General features: G+C 70.5%; 15 protein-coding genes and 1 riboswitch. Of the genes, 6 read left to right on the plus strand and 9 right to left on the minus strand.

The annotated features are described in order from the left end of the window. Nucleotides 1-82: 82 nt before the first annotated feature. Nucleotides 83-1,828 carry a proline--tRNA ligase gene (locus ACRXBZ_RS11530; RefSeq protein ID WP_433879113.1) on the minus strand — a complete coding sequence of 582 codons (1,746 nt, stop codon included), beginning with the start codon at nucleotides 1,826-1,828 and terminating at the stop codon, nucleotides 83-85. 124 nt (nucleotides 1,829-1,952) lie between these two features. Between ACRXBZ_RS11530 and ACRXBZ_RS11535 the strand changes: the two genes are divergently transcribed. From ACRXBZ_RS11535 to ACRXBZ_RS11555, 5 genes are all read left to right on the plus strand, one after another. Continuing rightward, nucleotides 1,953-2,306 carry a VOC family protein gene (locus tag ACRXBZ_RS11535; RefSeq protein ID WP_433879114.1) on the plus strand — a complete coding sequence of 118 codons (354 nt, stop codon included), beginning with the start codon at nucleotides 1,953-1,955 and terminating at the stop codon, nucleotides 2,304-2,306. Between the two features lie 493 nt (nucleotides 2,307-2,799). Further along, the gene (locus ACRXBZ_RS11540) at nucleotides 2,800-3,567 is read left to right on the plus strand and encodes an endonuclease domain-containing protein (RefSeq protein ID WP_433879115.1); all 768 of its coding nucleotides are present in this window, start codon (nucleotides 2,800-2,802) and stop codon (nucleotides 3,565-3,567) included. A gap of 75 nt (nucleotides 3,568-3,642) precedes the next feature. Next, nucleotides 3,643-4,386 (plus strand): peroxide stress protein YaaA, encoded by a 744-nt coding sequence (yaaA, locus tag ACRXBZ_RS11545; RefSeq protein ID WP_168584872.1) that lies wholly within the window; start codon nucleotides 3,643-3,645, stop codon nucleotides 4,384-4,386. 121 nt (nucleotides 4,387-4,507) lie between these two features. Continuing rightward, nucleotides 4,508-4,771, plus strand: coding sequence for an RIO1 family regulatory kinase/ATPase domain-containing protein (locus ACRXBZ_RS11550; RefSeq protein ID WP_433879116.1), 264 nt, complete (start codon nucleotides 4,508-4,510; stop codon nucleotides 4,769-4,771). 226 nt (nucleotides 4,772-4,997) lie between these two features. Then, on the plus strand, nucleotides 4,998-6,665 hold the full coding sequence (locus ACRXBZ_RS11555) for a DEAD/DEAH box helicase (protein WP_433879117.1): 1,668 nt from the start codon (nucleotides 4,998-5,000) through the stop codon (nucleotides 6,663-6,665). A 492-nt stretch (nucleotides 6,666-7,157) separates the two neighbouring features. Here ACRXBZ_RS11555 and cobA read toward each other — a convergent pair whose 3' ends face one another. The 4 genes from cobA to ACRXBZ_RS11575 are packed head-to-tail and all read right to left on the minus strand — an operon-like array spanning nucleotide 7,158 to nucleotide 11,005. Then, on the minus strand, nucleotides 7,158-8,366 hold the full coding sequence (cobA, locus tag ACRXBZ_RS11560; RefSeq protein WP_433879118.1) for a uroporphyrinogen-III C-methyltransferase: 1,209 nt from the start codon (nucleotides 8,364-8,366) through the stop codon (nucleotides 7,158-7,160). Further along, nucleotides 8,347-9,252, minus strand: coding sequence for a sirohydrochlorin chelatase (locus ACRXBZ_RS11565; RefSeq protein WP_433879119.1), 906 nt, complete (start codon nucleotides 9,250-9,252; stop codon nucleotides 8,347-8,349). The genes cobA and ACRXBZ_RS11565 overlap by 20 nt, the downstream gene beginning before the upstream one ends. Beyond that, nucleotides 9,249-9,956: a precorrin-8X methylmutase gene (locus tag ACRXBZ_RS11570; protein ID WP_433879120.1), complete on the minus strand. Its 708-nt coding sequence runs from the start codon at nucleotides 9,954-9,956 to the stop codon at nucleotides 9,249-9,251. Before ACRXBZ_RS11570 ends, ACRXBZ_RS11565 begins: the two co-directional genes overlap by 4 nt. Further along, nucleotides 9,953-11,005, minus strand: coding sequence for a HoxN/HupN/NixA family nickel/cobalt transporter (locus ACRXBZ_RS11575; RefSeq protein ID WP_433879121.1), 1,053 nt, complete (start codon nucleotides 11,003-11,005; stop codon nucleotides 9,953-9,955). Before ACRXBZ_RS11575 ends, ACRXBZ_RS11570 begins: the two co-directional genes overlap by 4 nt. Before the next feature lie 77 nt (nucleotides 11,006-11,082). Continuing rightward, nucleotides 11,083-11,207: riboswitch (cobalamin riboswitch) on the minus strand. A gap of 459 nt (nucleotides 11,208-11,666) precedes the next feature. Between ACRXBZ_RS11575 and ACRXBZ_RS11580 the strand changes: the two genes are divergently transcribed. Beyond that, nucleotides 11,667-11,936 carry a DUF1876 domain-containing protein gene (locus ACRXBZ_RS11580; RefSeq protein WP_168584877.1) on the plus strand — a complete coding sequence of 90 codons (270 nt, stop codon included), beginning with the start codon at nucleotides 11,667-11,669 and terminating at the stop codon, nucleotides 11,934-11,936. A gap of 143 nt (nucleotides 11,937-12,079) precedes the next feature. Here ACRXBZ_RS11580 and ACRXBZ_RS11585 read toward each other — a convergent pair whose 3' ends face one another. The 4 genes from ACRXBZ_RS11585 to cobJ form a co-directional block, all read right to left on the minus strand. Further along, nucleotides 12,080-13,510, minus strand: coding sequence for a pyridoxal-dependent decarboxylase (locus tag ACRXBZ_RS11585; RefSeq protein ID WP_433883855.1), 1,431 nt, complete (start codon nucleotides 13,508-13,510; stop codon nucleotides 12,080-12,082). Nucleotides 13,511-13,604: 94 nt separating this feature from the next. Continuing rightward, nucleotides 13,605-13,781, minus strand: a complete 177-nt coding sequence (locus ACRXBZ_RS11590; protein WP_433879122.1) for a hypothetical protein — start codon at nucleotides 13,779-13,781, stop codon at nucleotides 13,605-13,607. A gap of 78 nt (nucleotides 13,782-13,859) precedes the next feature. Then, on the minus strand, nucleotides 13,860-14,042 hold the full coding sequence (locus ACRXBZ_RS11595; RefSeq protein ID WP_433879123.1) for a DUF362 domain-containing protein: 183 nt from the start codon (nucleotides 14,040-14,042) through the stop codon (nucleotides 13,860-13,862). Continuing rightward, a complete protein-coding gene (gene cobJ, locus ACRXBZ_RS11600; RefSeq protein WP_433879124.1) occupies nucleotides 14,032-15,786 on the minus strand; it encodes a precorrin-3B C(17)-methyltransferase in 1,755 nt (584 codons plus the stop codon). Before cobJ ends, ACRXBZ_RS11595 begins: the two co-directional genes overlap by 11 nt. Between the last annotated feature and the right edge of the window lie 220 nt (nucleotides 15,787-16,006).

Genomic DNA, 16,006 nt, shown 5'->3' on the forward strand with positions numbered 1-16,006 from the left:
TCACGAAACGTGTCAAAAGTCCGGGGCCCGTGAGTGGTTTTCGGCGCTATAGCACCGAAAAACGCTCACGGACCCGAGATCGTCAGCCGCGGATGACCTCGATGAGGTGCGGCACGGCGTTGCCGGCCTCGACCTCCGCGCGCTCGCCCGAACGCCGGTCGCGGACCTCGACGACGCCCTTGGTCAAGCCCTTGCCGACCACCAGGACCGTCGGCACCCCGAGGAGCTCGGAGTCGGCGAACTTCACGCCCGGCGACACCGTCCGGTCGTCCAGGATCACCTGCACGCCGGCCGCATCGAGCTCGGCCGCGATGGCCTCGCCGCGCTCCCGGATGCTCTCGTCCTTGCCCGCGATCACCACGTGCACGTCGGCGGGCGCCACCTCGCGCGGCCACACCAGGCCTTGCTCGTCGTGGCTCTGCTCGGCGATCGCGGCGACCAACCGCGAAACCCCGACGCCGTAGGAGCCCATCGTGATCCGCTTCGGCTTGCCGTCCTGGCCGAGCGCGTCCAGCGAGAACGCGTCGGCGTACTTGCGACCGAGCTGGAAGATGTGGCCGATCTCGATACCCCGCGCGGCGACCAGGGTGCCCTGGCCGTCCGGCGACGGGTCGCCCTCGCGGACCTCGGCGGCCTCGATGGTGCCGTCCGGGGTGAAGTCCCGGCCGCACAGCAGGTCCACCACGTGGTGGTCGGCCTTGTCGGCGCCGGTGACCCAAGCCGTCCCGGTCACCACGCGCGGGTCGACCAGGTAGCGAACCCCGTTGTCCCGCAGCGCCTTCGGGCCGATGTAGCCCTTGACCAGGAACGGGTTGGCGGCGAAATCGGCCTCCTCCAGCAGCGCCACCTCGGCGGGCTCCAGCGACGCCTCCAGCCGCTTCATGTCGACCTCGCGGTCCCCGGGCACGCCCACGGCCAGCAGCTCCCAGTCCTGCGAGCCCGGCTGCCGGGTCTTGACCAGCACGTTCTTCAGCGTGTCGGCCGCGGTGAACTTGCGTTCGGTGTTGGCGTTGAGAAAGTCGACCAAGGTCTCGATGGTCGGCGTGTTCGGGGTGTGGTGGACCTGGGCGGCCGCCTTGCCCTCGATCGGCTCGGCGGGCGGCGCGGGGGTGACCACGGCCTCGACGTTGGCGGCGAAGCCCGACCCGGTGCTGCGGACGAAGGTGTCCTCACCGGTCTCGCTCTCGGCGAGGAACTCCTCGGACGCCGAGCCGCCCATCGCGCCGGAGGTGGCCGCGACGATCACGTAGCGCAGCCCGACCCGGTCGAAAATCCGGATGTAGGCGTCGCGGTGCAGCTGGTAGGAGTTGGCCAGCCCCTCGTCGTCCAGGTCGAAGGAGTAGGAGTCCTTCATGACGAACTCGCGGCCGCGCAGGATGCCGGCGCGGGGCCGCTCCTCGTCCCGGTACTTGGTCTGGATCTGGTACAGCATGACCGGGTAGTCCTTGTAGGAGCTGTATTCGCCCTTGACCGTGAGCGCGAACAGCTCCTCGTGCGTCGGGCCGAGGAGGTAGTCGCCGCCCTTGCGGTCCTTCAACCGGAAAAGGTTCGGGCCGTACTCGGTCCAGCGGTTGGTGGCCTCGTATGGCTCCCTCGGCAGCAGCGCGGGGAAGTGGATCTCCTGCGCACCGATCGCGTTCATTTCCTCGCGCACGATCTCCTCGATCTTGCGCAGCACCCGCAGGCCCAGCGGCAGCCACGAGTAGATGCCCGGCGCGATCCGGCGGACGTAGCCGGCGCGGACGAGCAGCTTGTGGCTCGGCACCTCGGCGTCGGCCGGATCCTCGCGCAGGGTACGCAGGAACAACGTCGACATCCTCGTGATCACGGCTACTAGCTCCTCATCCGGCCTGATTCGTCAACGGCAGGGTAGCGACCCACCCCGGGGTCACCACCAGCGGATTACCCACGTCACCCGGCGAGTGTCGGGGTCAGCGCATATCTTCCGCGCCATGGCATTGAGTATCGGCATGGTGACGATCGACTGCGCATCACCCCGGGAGCTGGCCGAGTTCTGGACGCTGGCCTTGGACACCTCGGTCGTCTTCGACGACGATAAGTTCGTGATGCTCGCCGCGAACAAGGAGGGCGGTGTGGCGCTCGCGCTGCAGCGGGTGCCCGAGCCGCGCGCCGGGAAGAACCGGGTGCACGTGGACCTGGACACCACCGACCGGCGGGCCGAAGTGCGCCGCCTCGTCGAGCTGGGGGCGACGGAACTGGGTGAGCACGACGGGCCCGACGGCCTGCGGTGGACCGTGCTCGCGGACCCGGAGGGCAACGAATTCTGCGTCGCGAGCGGGCACTGATCCGGTTGGCCCCTCGTCGAGCCGCCGCGCCTGCGGTTACCTCGAAGTAGGTCCGTTTCGCGGAGGGGGGCCGATGTCCGTTCAACAGGCCCGCACCGCCAACAGCCGGTGGGCGGAACTCGGCCTCCGCACGCGACTGCTCGCGCCGGGGCGCGCTGACCTGGTTCTTGGCCAAGCGCGGCGAGGACATCGTAAGCGATCTGGTGGCGGCGCTCGTCGGACCACAGTTTCAATTGAAACTGTGGTTCCTGGGGGTTGGTGCACAGTTTCAATTGAAACTGTGGTTCACCTGCCCACGAGGGGATGAAGTTGTCCAAGGATTTGGCGACCGGTGTATCTGGCGGCCGAAGACCTGCCTCTTATAGATGTGATGGCAATCAGCAGCGCCCCCCTGGGCAACGAGCACAGGCTTTTCCTCCGCTCCGAGGCATTGGCCGCAGGACTGACCGACAACCACCTCCGCAGCTCGGCGTTCCTCCGCGTCTTGCACGGCGTGTACACGATCAGCGGAACACCACTCACACACGAACTCAAGTGCCTTGCCGCCGCGATGCGACTTCCCCCGACCGCAATGCTCACCGGTCTGTCGTCGGCCACCCTCCATGGAGCCGCCCTAGCCGACTTCTCGACCCCGGTAGATGTGATCGTGCCCCGCGAGTACGGCATGCATCGGCGGCAAGGACTTCGCTGCTCCGCAGTGCGGACCTACGATTTCGAGCACTCGCCCTGGCATGGCATCAGGCTGGCGGGCATCGAACGCACTGCTTTCGACCTGCTGAAACGTCGTTCGATGGCACTTTCGATCGCACACTGCGATGCCCTGCTGCACGCTAACTTGATCACCGCCGAAGGGATCGCGAAGTTTGTTTCCGGACGTGGCGACGACGGGGTCGTGCTCGCACGGCAGCGGATCCCTTACCTGGATGGCCGAGCCGAGTCGATCCCGGAATCAGTCCTACGCGTCGAACTCAATCTGCGCGGCCTGGATCCGGTTCCCCAGTTCGAGGTGATCATCCGGAGGCGTTTCGTCGCGCGCGTCGACCTGGCGTTCCCCGCGGAGCGCGTCGCTGTCGAATACGACGGACATTGGCACGCTGATCCGGACCAATTTCGCCAGGACGAGGCGCGCCGGAAACGTCTCTTCGAATCGGGGTGGATCGTCATCGTCGTGACGAACAAGCACATCCAGAGATCCATGGAACCGGTAGTCGAATCAATCCACGAGGCTCTCGCGCGCCGGAGAAACCACAGTTTCAATTGAAACTGTGGTCCAAACCGCGCAGGAGTGGAGCACCGGGCTCGTTGGCGTTGGACTGGGGGCGCTTACCCTGGTGGGGTGTTGATTCTGCTTCCTCCTTCGGAGACCAAGTCGGTCGGCGGGTCGGGCTCGCCGCTGGACCTGGACGGTCTGTCGCACCCGGAGTTGACTCCCACCAGGCGGAAGCTGATCGAGGCACTGTCCACTTTGGCCGACGACGTGCCCGCCAGCCTGGAGGCGCTCGGGCTGTCGGAGCGGCAGGGCGACGAGGTCCGGCGCAACTCCGAGCTCTGGGATTCGCCCACCGCGCCGGCCTTGGAGCGCTACACCGGGGTGCTCTACGATGCCCTCGACGTGCGTTCGCTGTCGGCGGTTGAACGCAAGCAGGCCGATGCTCGGCTCGCCGTCGCCTCGGCGCTGTTCGGCATCGTGCACGGCACGGACTCGATTCCGGCCTACCGGCTCTCCGGTGGCAGTTCGCTGCCCGGCCTGGGCACGTTGCGCAGCGCGTGGCGGCCGGCGCTGGAGCCGGTGCTGGCCGCGGCCGATGACCTCGTCGTCGACCTGAGGTCCGGCGCTTACGCCGCGTTGGCCAGGGTTCCCAGCGCCGTGGAGGTGCGCGTGCTGTCCGAGGACGCGACGGGCAAGCGCAAGGTGGTCAGCCACCACAACAAGGCGCACAAGGGGAAGCTGGCGCGGGCGCTCGCCCAGTCGCCGGACGAGCCCGCCGAGGTCGAGGACGTCATCGACGTGGTCAACGACGCCGGCCTGCGCGTGGAGCGCGAAGGCACCCGCAAGCTCTGCGTCGTCGTCCGGGCCTGATCACCGGAGGACGGGAGCACAATGGTCGGACCGCTCGCCTCGCACGCGCAGAACCCTGCGGATGCCTTTGCGATCCTCGTCGTGACCGGACCGGTGTCGGTGCTGTTTGCGGCGTGATCTGGTGGATGTTGTTGCGACGTTGGCCGAGCAGGGATTCACCCACGGCGACCTGTCTGCGTACAACGTGCTGGTGCACGACGGCCGGCTGATGTTGATCGACCTGCCGCAGGCGGTCGACCTGGCGGCGAATCCGCTGGGGCTCACCTACCTTCGACGTGACGCGGACAACATCGCCGGCTGGTTCCGCGCCCGCGGCACCGACGAGCACCGGGCAGACCCGGAGAAACTCGCGGTTCTCCTTGCCAAAGCGGGAAATCTGATGTGATCGCGGTCTCAGGGCCGGGTCTGGCCACCGCACACGCCAGCCACCGGCGACCGTGCGCGATCGGCTAGACTCGGCGCTGAACCGGCCGGGAGAACCACCGGCCCATCCGCGAGTCGACGGACTCGAAATCCACCTATCGGCGCGAACGCGCCGGGCTCGTCCTTGAGATCGCACGCGGCCCCCCGCGAAGCCTCCCCGTGACGCGCCGTCTTCCGGGAGTTTCTTCGTGTCACCAAGTTCGTTCACCACGCCCGCGCGCTCGTCCCGCCGACCCCGCCGACGCCGCCCGCAGGCGCAGCAGCCAACGCCGAAGCGAAGCCTGTTCGACGAGGTCGGCGTCACCGCCGTCGACCCGGCGCCCTTCGACCAGCTCGGGCTGCCCGACCGCCTGGTGCGCGCCCTGGCGGACAACGGGATGGTCGAGGCGTTCCCGATCCAGGCGGCGACCATCCCGGACGCGTTGACCGGCCGCGACGTGCTCGGCCGAGGCCAGACCGGGTCCGGCAAGACACTCGCCTTCGGCCTGCCCCTGCTGGCGATGCAGCAGGGCAACGCCCGCCCGCTGCACCCGCGCGGGCTGGTGCTGGTGCCCACCCGCGAACTGGCCACGCAGGTCACGGACGCGCTCAAGCCGCTGGCCAAGTCGCTCGGGCTCTACGTCCGCGAGGTCGTTGGCGGCACGTCGTTCACCCGGCAGGTCGATACCCTGCGCCGGGGCGTGGACGTGCTCGTCGCGACGCCCGGCCGCCTGGCCGACCACGTGCGCCAAGGCACGTGCGTGCTGTCCGAAGTGGAGCGGACCGCGCTCGACGAGGCCGACCAGATGGCGGACATGGGCTTCCTGCCGCAGGTCCGGGAACTGCTCGACCTGGTCCCCGCCGACGGCCAGCGCCTGCTGTTCTCCGCGACGCTGGACGGCGACGTCGACAAGCTGGTCGAGCGCTACATGACCAACCCGGTGGTGCACTCGCTCGCGCCGCCGGCGGCGAGCGTGGACAGCATGGAGCACCACCAGTTCCTGGTGTCCGCAGCCGAGAAGCAGGCTGTGCTCGCCCGCATCGCGGCCCGCGAGGGCCGCACGATCATGTTCGTGCGAACCAAGCACCATGCTGACCGCCTGGCGAAGAAGCTGCGCGCGGCCGGAATCCGCGCCGGGGCACTGCACGGCGGAAAGGCCCAGAACGCGCGAACCCGCATCCTCGACGAATTCAAGAGCGGCGAGACCGAAACCCTGGTGGCGACGAACGTCGCGGCGCGCGGCATCCACGTCGACGACGTCAGCCTCGTGGTGCACGTCGAACCCCCGACCGACCCCAAGGACTACCTGCACCGAGCGGGCCGCACGGCCCGAGCGGGCGCGACCGGCACTGTCGTCACCCTGGTCACCGACGACCAGAAGCAGGCCTTCCGAACCATGGCGAACCAAGCCGGCGTGACGGCCACGACCACCACGGTCAGCCCGGAAGACGCCGAACTGACGCGCCTGACCGGTGCCCGCGAACCCATCGGCGTCGCCATCGCCACCCCGAAACGCGAAGCACCGCGCAACCGCGGTGCGCAGCAAGGCGAAGCGCGGCGTAGCCGTGGCGCGAAGCACGGTGAAGCGTCGCGCGGGCGCGACGCGGGCAGAGCGCAGCGCTCGTCCCACGAGCCCGGCGAACGCCGGGGCGAGCCCCGCGGGCGCGGGCCGCGCCGTGCGGAGCGCGGCTTCGGCGGCCAGAGCCCCCGCGGCGGCGCCGACGGCGGACGCGCAGCGGCCGGAGGCCACAGCGAAGCCGCAGGCCGCGGCAGCGGCGGAGGCGGCCGCAACGCGCACGGCCCGTCGGGCCGGAGCGGGCGGGGAGGCCACGGCGCCCGCAACGACCGCGGCGGAATGCGACGCGACCGCACGTAGGCGCCGAGCCCGCTGCGAACCGCACCGACCTCAAGACATCGGCAGCTTGGGCGCAGTTCCACGAGGGATTGCGCCCATGCTCCCTTGAAGTGCTCTTCCAGGAGTGGCGTCGTCACGTAGACCGGGATGAACGTCGATTGCCAGCGAGACCTCGATCTCCCGGGCGATCGTGGCATCGCGGCTACGGCCGGTGGCCGAAAGCCCGGTCAAGAGCTCGGTCGCAACGCGGGACCAGCCAGCTGCCTATGCGACTGTCCGTCCACTGAGGACCAGGGGATGCCAGTCCTGGACCACCAGAACGGGCGCTTCAGCGGGCCGCATTCCCGTTTCCGCAGGCCAGGTGCCGTAAGCCTGTCGGTTGCCATAGCAGCCCAAGAGGCTCACGGGGTGCACCTGCGCAGCTAACGTCCAGGCAGGAGTCGTCGTGCTCAGCTGACCGACGTCCCGCTCACCTGGTCACCACTACCCGCCTCCACCCGATCCGAGAGCTCCCTATTTCAGGGCTGCGACCGGGCCGATGACGACCACCGCCGGGGGCTTGATGTCGTTGGCCCGGACTTCTTCGGCGACCGCTGCGAGGGTGGTTCGCAGGGAGCGCTGGGTGCTGGTCGTGCCTTCCTGGACCACCGCCACCGGGGTGTCCGCCGGGCGGCCGTTCTTGATCAAGACCTCCGCGAAGGCCTCGATGCGCTGCACCGCCATGAGCAGCACGAGGGTGCCGCGCAGCCGCGCCAGCGCCGTCCAGTCCACCAGGCAACGTTCGTTGTCGGGCGCGACGTGCCCCGAGACGACCACCACCTCGTGGGCGACTCCCCGATGCGTCACCGGCACGCCGGCGACCGCCGGGGCTGCGAAGGCGCTGGTCACACCGGGCACGACCGTGACCGGCACGCCGGCTTCGGCGCACGCCAGCAGTTCCTCGAAACCGCGACCGAAGACGTACGGGTCGCCGCCCTTCAGGCGCACCACGAACTTGCCCGCCCGCGCGTTGTCGATCAACGTGCGGTTGATGACCTCCTGGTTTGCGGCCCGGCCGTAGGGGATCTTGGAGGCGTCGACGACCTCGACGTGCGGACCCAACTCCTCCAGCAGCTCCCGCGGCGCGAGGTGATCGGTGATCACCATGTCCGCCTTGGCCAGCAGGCGGCGCCCGCGCACCGTGATCAGGTCCGGCGCCCCCGGGCCGCCGCCGACCAGCGCCACACCCGCCTCCGGCGGCTCTGCGTGCTCGTCCGCGACTCCCGCCTGCAGCGCCTCCAGCAGCGCGTCGCGCACCGCCGCGCTCCGCCGCGGCTTGCCGCCGGCGAGCACGCCGAGCAGCAGCCCGTCGTGCTCCGCCACTGCGGGCGTCACCGCACTCCCTTCGGTCGCGCGGTCCGACCGCACGCAGAACACGCGGCGCCGCTGCGCTTCCGCGCCGACCGCGGCGTTCACCGCGTCGTCGGACGCGGCTGCCACCGCGTACCAGGCTCCGTCGAGGTCGCCGTCGCGGTACCCGCGCCGGCTCCAGGTGATCTCCCCGGCGTCGGCCAGGGCCTCCACCGCCGGGGTCGCCTCCGGGGCGATCACCTCGACCGCTGCTCCGGCGCTGATCAGCCGGGGTAGTCGCCGCTGCGCGACGGTGCCCGCGCCGATCACGACGACTCGGCGCCCGGTGAGGTCGAGTCCGGCGAGGTAGTGATTATCGGGTTGTGTGGCCATGTGCGTGTCCGTGTCCGTGACCGTGTCCGGTCGGATCGTCGGGGTGGTGGTGCGGTGTCTGCGGTGCGCCCAATTTGTCCTCGAACCCCGGCAGCAGCACCCGGTAGGCGCAGGTGTCGCAGTTCATCCGGATGTCGCCGTGCAGGGCCTCGTGGTAGCGCTCCACGACGAGATCTACCAGGGCGTCGCAGTCTCCCAGGTATCCGGCGACGCGGACGTCGATGTCCGGCGCGGAGCTCGCGTACTCGCGTGCCTGGTCGACCACGCGCTGCGGAAGCACGCCGTCGAACAGGAAGTACGGGGCGACCACGATCCGCTTCGCCCCGAGCCTACGAGCCCGTTCCAGCCCACCGGCGACGTCCGGTGGTGCCAGGGAGATGAACGCGGTTTCTACCGTGTCGAAGCCGCAGGTCTCTTGCAAGAGCCGTGAGACCTTGCACACTTCGGCGTTGGCGTCGGGGTCGGTGGAGCCGCGGCCGACGAGCACCACGGCGGTGTCGGGCCAGTCGGCGCGCGGCACCACGGCCTCGATCCGTTCGGCGAGCAGTTCCAGGAGGATCGGGTGCGGTCCGAGCGGGCGGCCGAACACGAACGACGTGCCGGGGTGGCGGCGGACTTCGCGTTCCAGCGCGGCCGGGATGTCGCCCTTGCCGTGCCCGGCGGCGACGAGCACGAGCGGCACGGCGGCCATCCGGCGGTGGCCGCGGGCGGTGAGCTCGCTCCAGGCTTCGGTGACCGCGGGGGCGGACAGCTCGATGAACCCGCCTGCGGTGTCGACGCCTGCGGCCGACATCCGGGTGCGCAGGCGGTCGAGGAAGGCGTGGAACTCCGTCACACCGCCTTCGTCCACCGTGCCGTGGCCCACGACCAGCAGCGGTTCGGTCACCGGTTACCTCCAGGTTCTGCCCAGTAGAGGAGGGCGTTGATCGCGGCGGCGGCGATGGCCGCACCGCCGCGTTCGGTCAGGGTGGTCACGGCCGGTAGGCCGCTGCGCCGCAGCGCGGCCTTGGCGTCGACCGCGCCGACGAAGCCGACCGGGACGCCGACGACGAGCGCCGGGTTGAGCCGGCCGGTCTCGGCGAGGCGGATCAGCTCGAACAGCGCGGTCGGGGCGTTGCCGATGGCCCACACCGCGCCGTCGGGGTGTTCTTCGGCGGCCAGCCGGATGCCCGCCGCGGATCGGGTCAGGCCGGCGGTCGCGGCGAACTCGGCGACACCGGAGCGGTCCAGGCCGATTTCGGCCGGGCGCGCGGTGATCCCGGCCGCGACCATGCGCACGTCGGTGATCAGCGGCGCGCCGTCGAGCAGCGCCGCGCGCCCGGCCCGCAACGCGGTTTCGCCGGCGACGACCTCGCCGGTCCAGCTCGGGTCGGCGGTGGTGTGCACGACGCGCTCGACGACCGCCCTGGCCAGCGGCGGGAAGTGGGCGAAATCGGCCCTGGACCGCATGATCCGGTAGGACTCGGTCTCGATCGGGTGCACGGTGCGGTCGGCTGGAGTGCCACCGCTCTCCCCTGCTGGAGTGCCGCCGCTCTCCCCGGCTGGTGCGAAACCGCCGCTCTCCCCTGCTGGCGCGAAACCGCCGCTCATTCGACTTCCGGCTCCTTCCGGGATTTGAGGTGCCACCACAGCGCCGCCCCGCCCCAGACCGCCAGGAACAGCCCGAGCGTGATGTAGCCGAGCAGTTCGAACTGGTCGCTCACGGCCGCGATCCCGTCCAGGAACGACAACCCGTGCTCCGCCAGCAGTCCACAGAGGACGATGAAGGCGATCACGGCGGCCAGCACGACGGTCAGGGCCGTGGTGGTCACGTTCACCCACAGCCGCCGTAGGGGCCGCGCCAGCGACCAAGTGTAGGCGCGGGACATCAGCATCCCGTCCACGCTGTCCACTGTGCACATTCCGGCGGCGAACAGCAGCGGCAGGCTCAGCACCGCGATGGCGGACTGGTGTTCGGTCGGCGACACCATGGCCAGCACCGTGATCTCGGTGGCCGTCTGCATGCCGAGCCCGAACAACAGCCCGATGCCGAACAGGTGCCAGGAGCGGCCGACGCCGCGCATCCGCCCGCGCAGCAGCCGGGCGAGCAGGCCGCGCCGCCCCAGCACCAGCTCGACCTCGGTCTCGTCGACCGCGCCGCGGCGGGCGCGGCGCAGCAACCGCAGGGCGTCGCGCAGCACCAGCGCGTTGAGCACCGCCAACGAGCTCAGCACGGCAACCACGATCAGGTCCACGACGGTGGCGACCTGCACCCCGGCCTGCTCGGCCCACTGCTGCGCAGCGGGTCCGGCAATGAAGGCGATCGCGGCGGCGAGGAACAGCACGACGCTGGCGTGCCCGAGCGCGAACCACATGCCGGTCGACACCGGTCGGCGGCCGCGCTGCATCAGCAGCCTCGTCGCGTCGTCGATCACCGCGACGTGATCCGCGTCGAACCCGTGGCGCAGGCCGAGCAGGTACGCCGTCGTCCCGGCGGCGGCCAGCCCGCCGACCGCGCTGAACGATTCTTGTTGCAAAAGGTAGGCGCTCCAGCCCGCTAGGTGGAGCACTCCGACGGCGGCCAGTACGACCGCTGCTTTCCGGCGCTCGGCGGCGCCCCAACCGGCCTGCGGCCGACTCGCTTCGGCATCCCAAGACATGGGATCTCCGACCTCCTGGGTTTCCCGCCCGAGGGGCTCGGTGTCCGCGCGTCGCGGCGCGACGCGGGGCCGACGCGCAGTCTCCTGACTCCCGGATCGACGCGGTTCCCCTGCCTTCCAGCTGTTGGCAGCCGTGGCAACGAGTGAGGCCCACTCCCCGGTCACAGTGGCGGGACCGTCCCGGATTCGCACCGGGTTCCTGCACTGTCGGCGGCCGTATCTTTCCTTGCCCACCACCCAAGGTCAAACCCCGTGAGGTCGATCACCGATCCGGCCAGCGGATACCCAAATGGGTGAATTCGACTCTTTCGCCGTTCCGGTCGGCCAGCGCATGCTTGGGCTACGGCGACCTTGAGAGCCCGGTTTTCCTGGGCTTATCTGATCAAAAACGGGAGAGATCGAGTAGGCTGCCAGGCGTCGGGATGTTCCCGGCAACGGCCCGGTCAGGACCCAAGGATCACACGTATCAGCCAAGGCTGGTGCACCGTTCGTTCGGGGTCCCTGGCAAAAGATCGGGACGTAGCCATCACCGCAGCTCGCGGAACGATGGCCGATCGGCTGAGACTGCCCAGCCTGGACTCCAGCCGTGCACCAGTGGTACGGCGGCGAGCGAAATGTCCTGCTCGAACAAATAACAGCAACGAGTAGGAAGCAGGCGACCATGAACGAGACCCACACCATCACGTTGAACCTGCAGGTCGTGGAGGCGGGCGCGAAGACCACCGCAGACGTCGGTTTCACCACTCCGGGCGGTCAGGCGCTGCACGGCCACGGCACGGCGCGGCGCCACCCGGACGACCCGGAGGTACCGCAGATCGGCGACGAGATCGCGATCGCCCGCGCCCTGTTCGAGCTGGCGCACAAGCTACTGGACAACGCGGCGCAGGACATCGGCGACCGCCTGCACCGCCGCGTGCACCTGCCCGCCTGACGCACAGGTGAAGGGCACCTTCGGCGGTCCGGGGTGCCCTTCACGTCGTCCGCAGCGCGATCACGAGTGCCGCGATCGCGGGTGGGTGGCCCGCGCCGACGCACGTGTTCGTGCCGGTCGGCTACGCGCTGCTCGCGGGCAGGTCAGCCCACCGCCTCCTGGATCCGCTTCCAGGCCGCCAGCACGTGACGCCGCTCGGTCTGCGGCGAACCGACCGCGAGCCGCAGCAGCGTCCCGCCGCCCACCTTGGTGTGGGTCAGGTACAGCTCCCCCGACTCGTTCAGCGATTCCATCAGCCGGTGGACCCGATCACCAGCGTCCTCTGTGGACAGTTCGGGGAACAGCGGCCGGAAGCAGACCAGGCCCAGCGGGTGCGGCTCCAGGAGCTCGAAGCGTGGGTCGTCGCGGACCCAGCCGGCGAACTCCTGGGCGAGGCCGACGGTGGTGCGGATGTGCTCGCGCAGCCCTTCCGCGCCGTACCAGCGCAGCACCGACCACAGCTTCAACGCCCGGAACCGGCGACCCAGCGGCACCTGCCAGTCCCGGTAGTCGATCACCTCACCGGACGCGGTCGCCGGGTTGCGCAGGTACTCGGGCAGGATCGACAGCGCGTCGATCATGGGCCGCCGGTCGGCCATCCACAGCAGGCTGCAGTCGAAGTTGGTCAACAGCCACTTGTGCGCGTTGGTGCAGTAGGAATCGGCGAACTCGGCGACGCCGTCGTTGATCCAGCGCAGCTCCGGGCACACCGCGGCAACACCCGCGTACGCCGCGTCCACGTGCAGCCAGACCCCGCGCGCCCGGCACACGTCGCCGACCTCACGGACCGGATCGATCGCGGTCGTCGAGGTGGTGCCGATCGTCGCGCACACCAGTGTGGGCACCGCGCCGGCGGCGAGGTCCTCGGCGATCAGGGCGTCGAGGTGCTTCGGGTCCATGCCGAGCGAGTCCGGGTCGACGTCGACGATCCGGACGTTGTCCGCGCCGATGCCGACCATCCGCGCCGCGCGCTCCAGGGACGAATGGGTGTGCGCGGAGACATAGAGCATGTGGCGCCGGGTGATGCCCCGGCTCGCGACCTGTCCGTCGCTGACCCGCTGCAATGCCGCTAGGCAGGCGACCAGCGCAGCGCTGGAGGCGGAGTCCTGGATCACCCCGCCGCCGACGGCATCGGTCCGGAAGTGCTCGGGAAGGCCCAGCAGCTCGGCCATCCAGTCCACGACCACGGTCTCCAGCTCGGTGCACGCGGGACTGGTCGCCCAGACCATGCCCTGCACGCCGAGCCCGCTGGAGAGCAGGTCACCGAGGATCGACGGGCCGGTGGCGTTGGCCGGGAAGTAGGCGAAGAAGTTCGGGTGCTGCCAGTGCGTCACGCCCGGCATCAGCACCGCGTCGAGGTCGCTCAGCACCCGCTCGAACGGCTCGCCCTGCTCGGGCGGATGCGCCGGGAGCTGCGACCGGACCTCACCGGGCCGCACCTGCGACCGAACCGGATGCTTCTCGACACCGGCGTAGTAGTCGGCGATCCAGTCGACGACCTGCCGACCGAACGCCCGGAACTCCTCCGGCGACATGTGGCCACTCATCACAGCCAGCTAAGCACGCCCCCGCACCCGAAGCCAGGGACGAAGAAGCCGCGGCAGAGGAGGGCGAATCATCCGTCTTGGCTCAGTCTTCCTGCTCCGATTCGGACAACCGCCCGACACGCGCGTCGGTCGGGAGGCCGTAGCGGCCCGCCGCCTCGGACACCCGCACCATTTCGTCCAGCCCTGCCGCTTCGTCCAGCCCTGCCGCTTCGTCCAGCCCTGCCGCGCGGGCACGTCGAGCGCGCTCGCGGTACGCCAACAGGTCGTCCAGCCGAGTCCGGCGATGGCGGCCCGGCTGTTCGAAAGCGATCTCGCCTAAACGAACAAACGAACGCGATCAGCGGAGCAGGTCGATGGCATCCGCCGGGCAGATCTCGACGCATTCCCCGCAGACCGTGCAGCGGTCCGCCAGGACCACCGGGCGGCCCCGGGCCGGGCGGAGGGCGTGCTCCGGGCAGGTCAGGAGGCAGGCCCCGCACGCCGTGCAGGCCGTCGAGATCACCAGCGGGTCAGCGGGCATCCGCCGCCATCCACCGGTAGCCCCGGGGCGTCACCATCCGACCACCGACCACGCTGGACTGCGAGGAGCCGACGAGCACCGTGGTGAACATGTCCACCTCGGCCGGGTCGAATTCGCCGATCGGGGCGCACCACACCCGCTGCCCGGCACGGCTGGCCTGGCGGACCGCGCCGACCGGCGTGGTCACCGGGCGGTGCTCCGCCAAGATCTCCAGGGCCCGGCCGAGCTGCCAGTGCCGCTGCTCCGAACGCGGGTTGTAGAAGCACACCACCAGGTCGCCCTCGGCCGCCGCCCGGACGCGGCGCTCGATGATCTCCCACGGCGTGTGCAGGTCGGACAGGCTGATCAGCGCGTGGTCGTGGCCCAGCGGCGCGCCCAGCAGCGCGGACGCGGCCAGCGCCGCCGTCACCCCCGGCACGCCAACGACCTCGATGTCGACGTCGGCCTTCTCCAGCGCCGGGCTGGCCATCGCGTACACCCCGGCGTCACCGGAGCCGATCAGCGCCACCGCGCGGCCCGCCCGGGCCAGCTCCACCGCCTCGGCGGCGCGGGCCTCCTCGGCGCCGAGCCCGGTGGCGCGCACCTCGGTGCCGGGGCGCAGCAGGTGCCGCACCTGGTCGAGGTACTGGTCCAGACCGACGACCACGGAGGCGCGGCGAAGCTCGATGTCGGCGCGCGGGGCTCGCAGGTCGGGCGCGCCCGGGCCGATGCCGATGATGGCCAGTCGACCGCGCGGCCGGATGCGAGCGGCGGCGACGGTCACGTTGTCGCCCTTGATCTTCGGCACCACCAGCTCGACGGGCGCCCCGGCGCCCAGCCGGGCGGCCGCGTGCAGCGCGGATGCCTCCGCGACGGAGGGCGTGCCGACCTCGGCGCGCACCACCTCGCTGGGGTTGGGCACCTCGACACCGGCCAGCGCGCCCGCCGGATAGGTCAGCAGCGACAGCTCCTCGCCGCCGGCGGAGTGCCAGAAGCTCAGGTCCTGCACGGCTTCGAGGATGCCGTCCTCGTCGGCCTTCAGGTCGACGCTGGCCACCGCGCGGATCGCCCTCGGGTCCAAGCCGTGCTCGCGGTCCAGCCGGGCGACCGTCTCGGTTACCGCCGTCCGCGAGACGCCCCGCGCAGACCCGATGCCGACGACCAGCGTGCGCGGGATGAGCCGCAGCGTCCGCTCCTCGTCCTGCGTCGGCCGCCGGTCGTCGATCACGACCGTCCACAGTGGCGCTTCGGCGTCGGTGGCGACGTTGCGCGGCAGGGCGGGAAGCGGGAAGCCGTGCGGGTTGACCAGGCGTACCGGCCAGCCGTCCAGGATCGCGACGCCGCAGGCCGCCAGGTCACCGTCCACGCTGGCGTCGAGCTGGTCGACGAGTTCGTCCAGCGGGGTGGTGCCGATGCTGTCGGTGGCGGTGGTGACCACCGGGGTGCAGCCGAGCACATCGGCGACCTGCTCGGCGAGCGCGTTCGCGCCTCCGGCGTGGCCACCGGCCAGGGAGATGGCGAAGCGGCGCGCCTCGTCGACGCAGACCACACCGGGATCGGTGTGCTTGTCCCGCAACAGAGGCGCGACCAGCCGCACCGCGGCGCCGCTGGCCAGGAAGAACACCGCCGCGTCCAGGTGGTCCCAGAGCCGGCGCACGGCGGGGCCGATCGGCCCGTCGGCGACGACCGCGTCCGGCCCCAGCCGTCCGGCCAGTTCGGCGGCCGCCCGCCGTCCCGCCGCGGTCACCGCGAACAGACCGATCACTGCTGCTCCTCTACCTGGTCGACTGCTTTCATCAACGAGCGCCTTCGCATGTTGCCACCCGCGTGGTTCCCGCCTGCGTGGTCCCCGCCTGCGTGGTCCCCGCCTGCATGGGCCAGACCACGGTGACCGCAATTTCCATTGAAATCACGTCTCCGATTTCCATTGAAATTGCGGAAGTTGTCCACAGCCGTCGGCGTGTCGTGGCGCGACACGCCGACGG

The organism is Saccharopolyspora hattusasensis (assembly GCF_050972075.1).
In the GTDB taxonomy this organism is placed as follows: domain Bacteria; phylum Actinomycetota; class Actinomycetes; order Mycobacteriales; family Pseudonocardiaceae; genus Saccharopolyspora; species Saccharopolyspora hattusasensis.

What these genes read in the sequence shown, in the direction of transcription:
- ACRXBZ_RS11535 (WP_433879114.1), top strand. Translation starts at nt 1,953, where the DNA reads ATGGCATTGAGTATCGGCATGGTGACGATCGACTGCGCATCACCCCGG.
- cobA (WP_433879118.1), bottom strand. Translation starts at nt 8,366, where the DNA reads ATGGCCACACAACCCGATAATCACTACCTCGCCGGACTCGACCTCACC.
- ACRXBZ_RS11570 (WP_433879120.1), bottom strand. Translation starts at nt 9,956, where the DNA reads ATGAGCGGCGGTTTCGCGCCAGCAGGGGAGAGCGGCGGTTTCGCACCA.
- ACRXBZ_RS11575 (WP_433879121.1), bottom strand. Translation starts at nt 11,005, where the DNA reads ATGTCTTGGGATGCCGAAGCGAGTCGGCCGCAGGCCGGTTGGGGCGCC.
- ACRXBZ_RS11580 (WP_168584877.1), top strand. Translation starts at nt 11,667, where the DNA reads ATGAACGAGACCCACACCATCACGTTGAACCTGCAGGTCGTGGAGGCG.
- ACRXBZ_RS11585 (WP_433883855.1), bottom strand. Translation starts at nt 13,510, where the DNA reads ATGTCGCCGGAGGAGTTCCGGGCGTTCGGTCGGCAGGTCGTCGACTGG.
- ACRXBZ_RS11595 (WP_433879123.1), bottom strand. Translation starts at nt 14,042, where the DNA reads ATGCCCGCTGACCCGCTGGTGATCTCGACGGCCTGCACGGCGTGCGGG.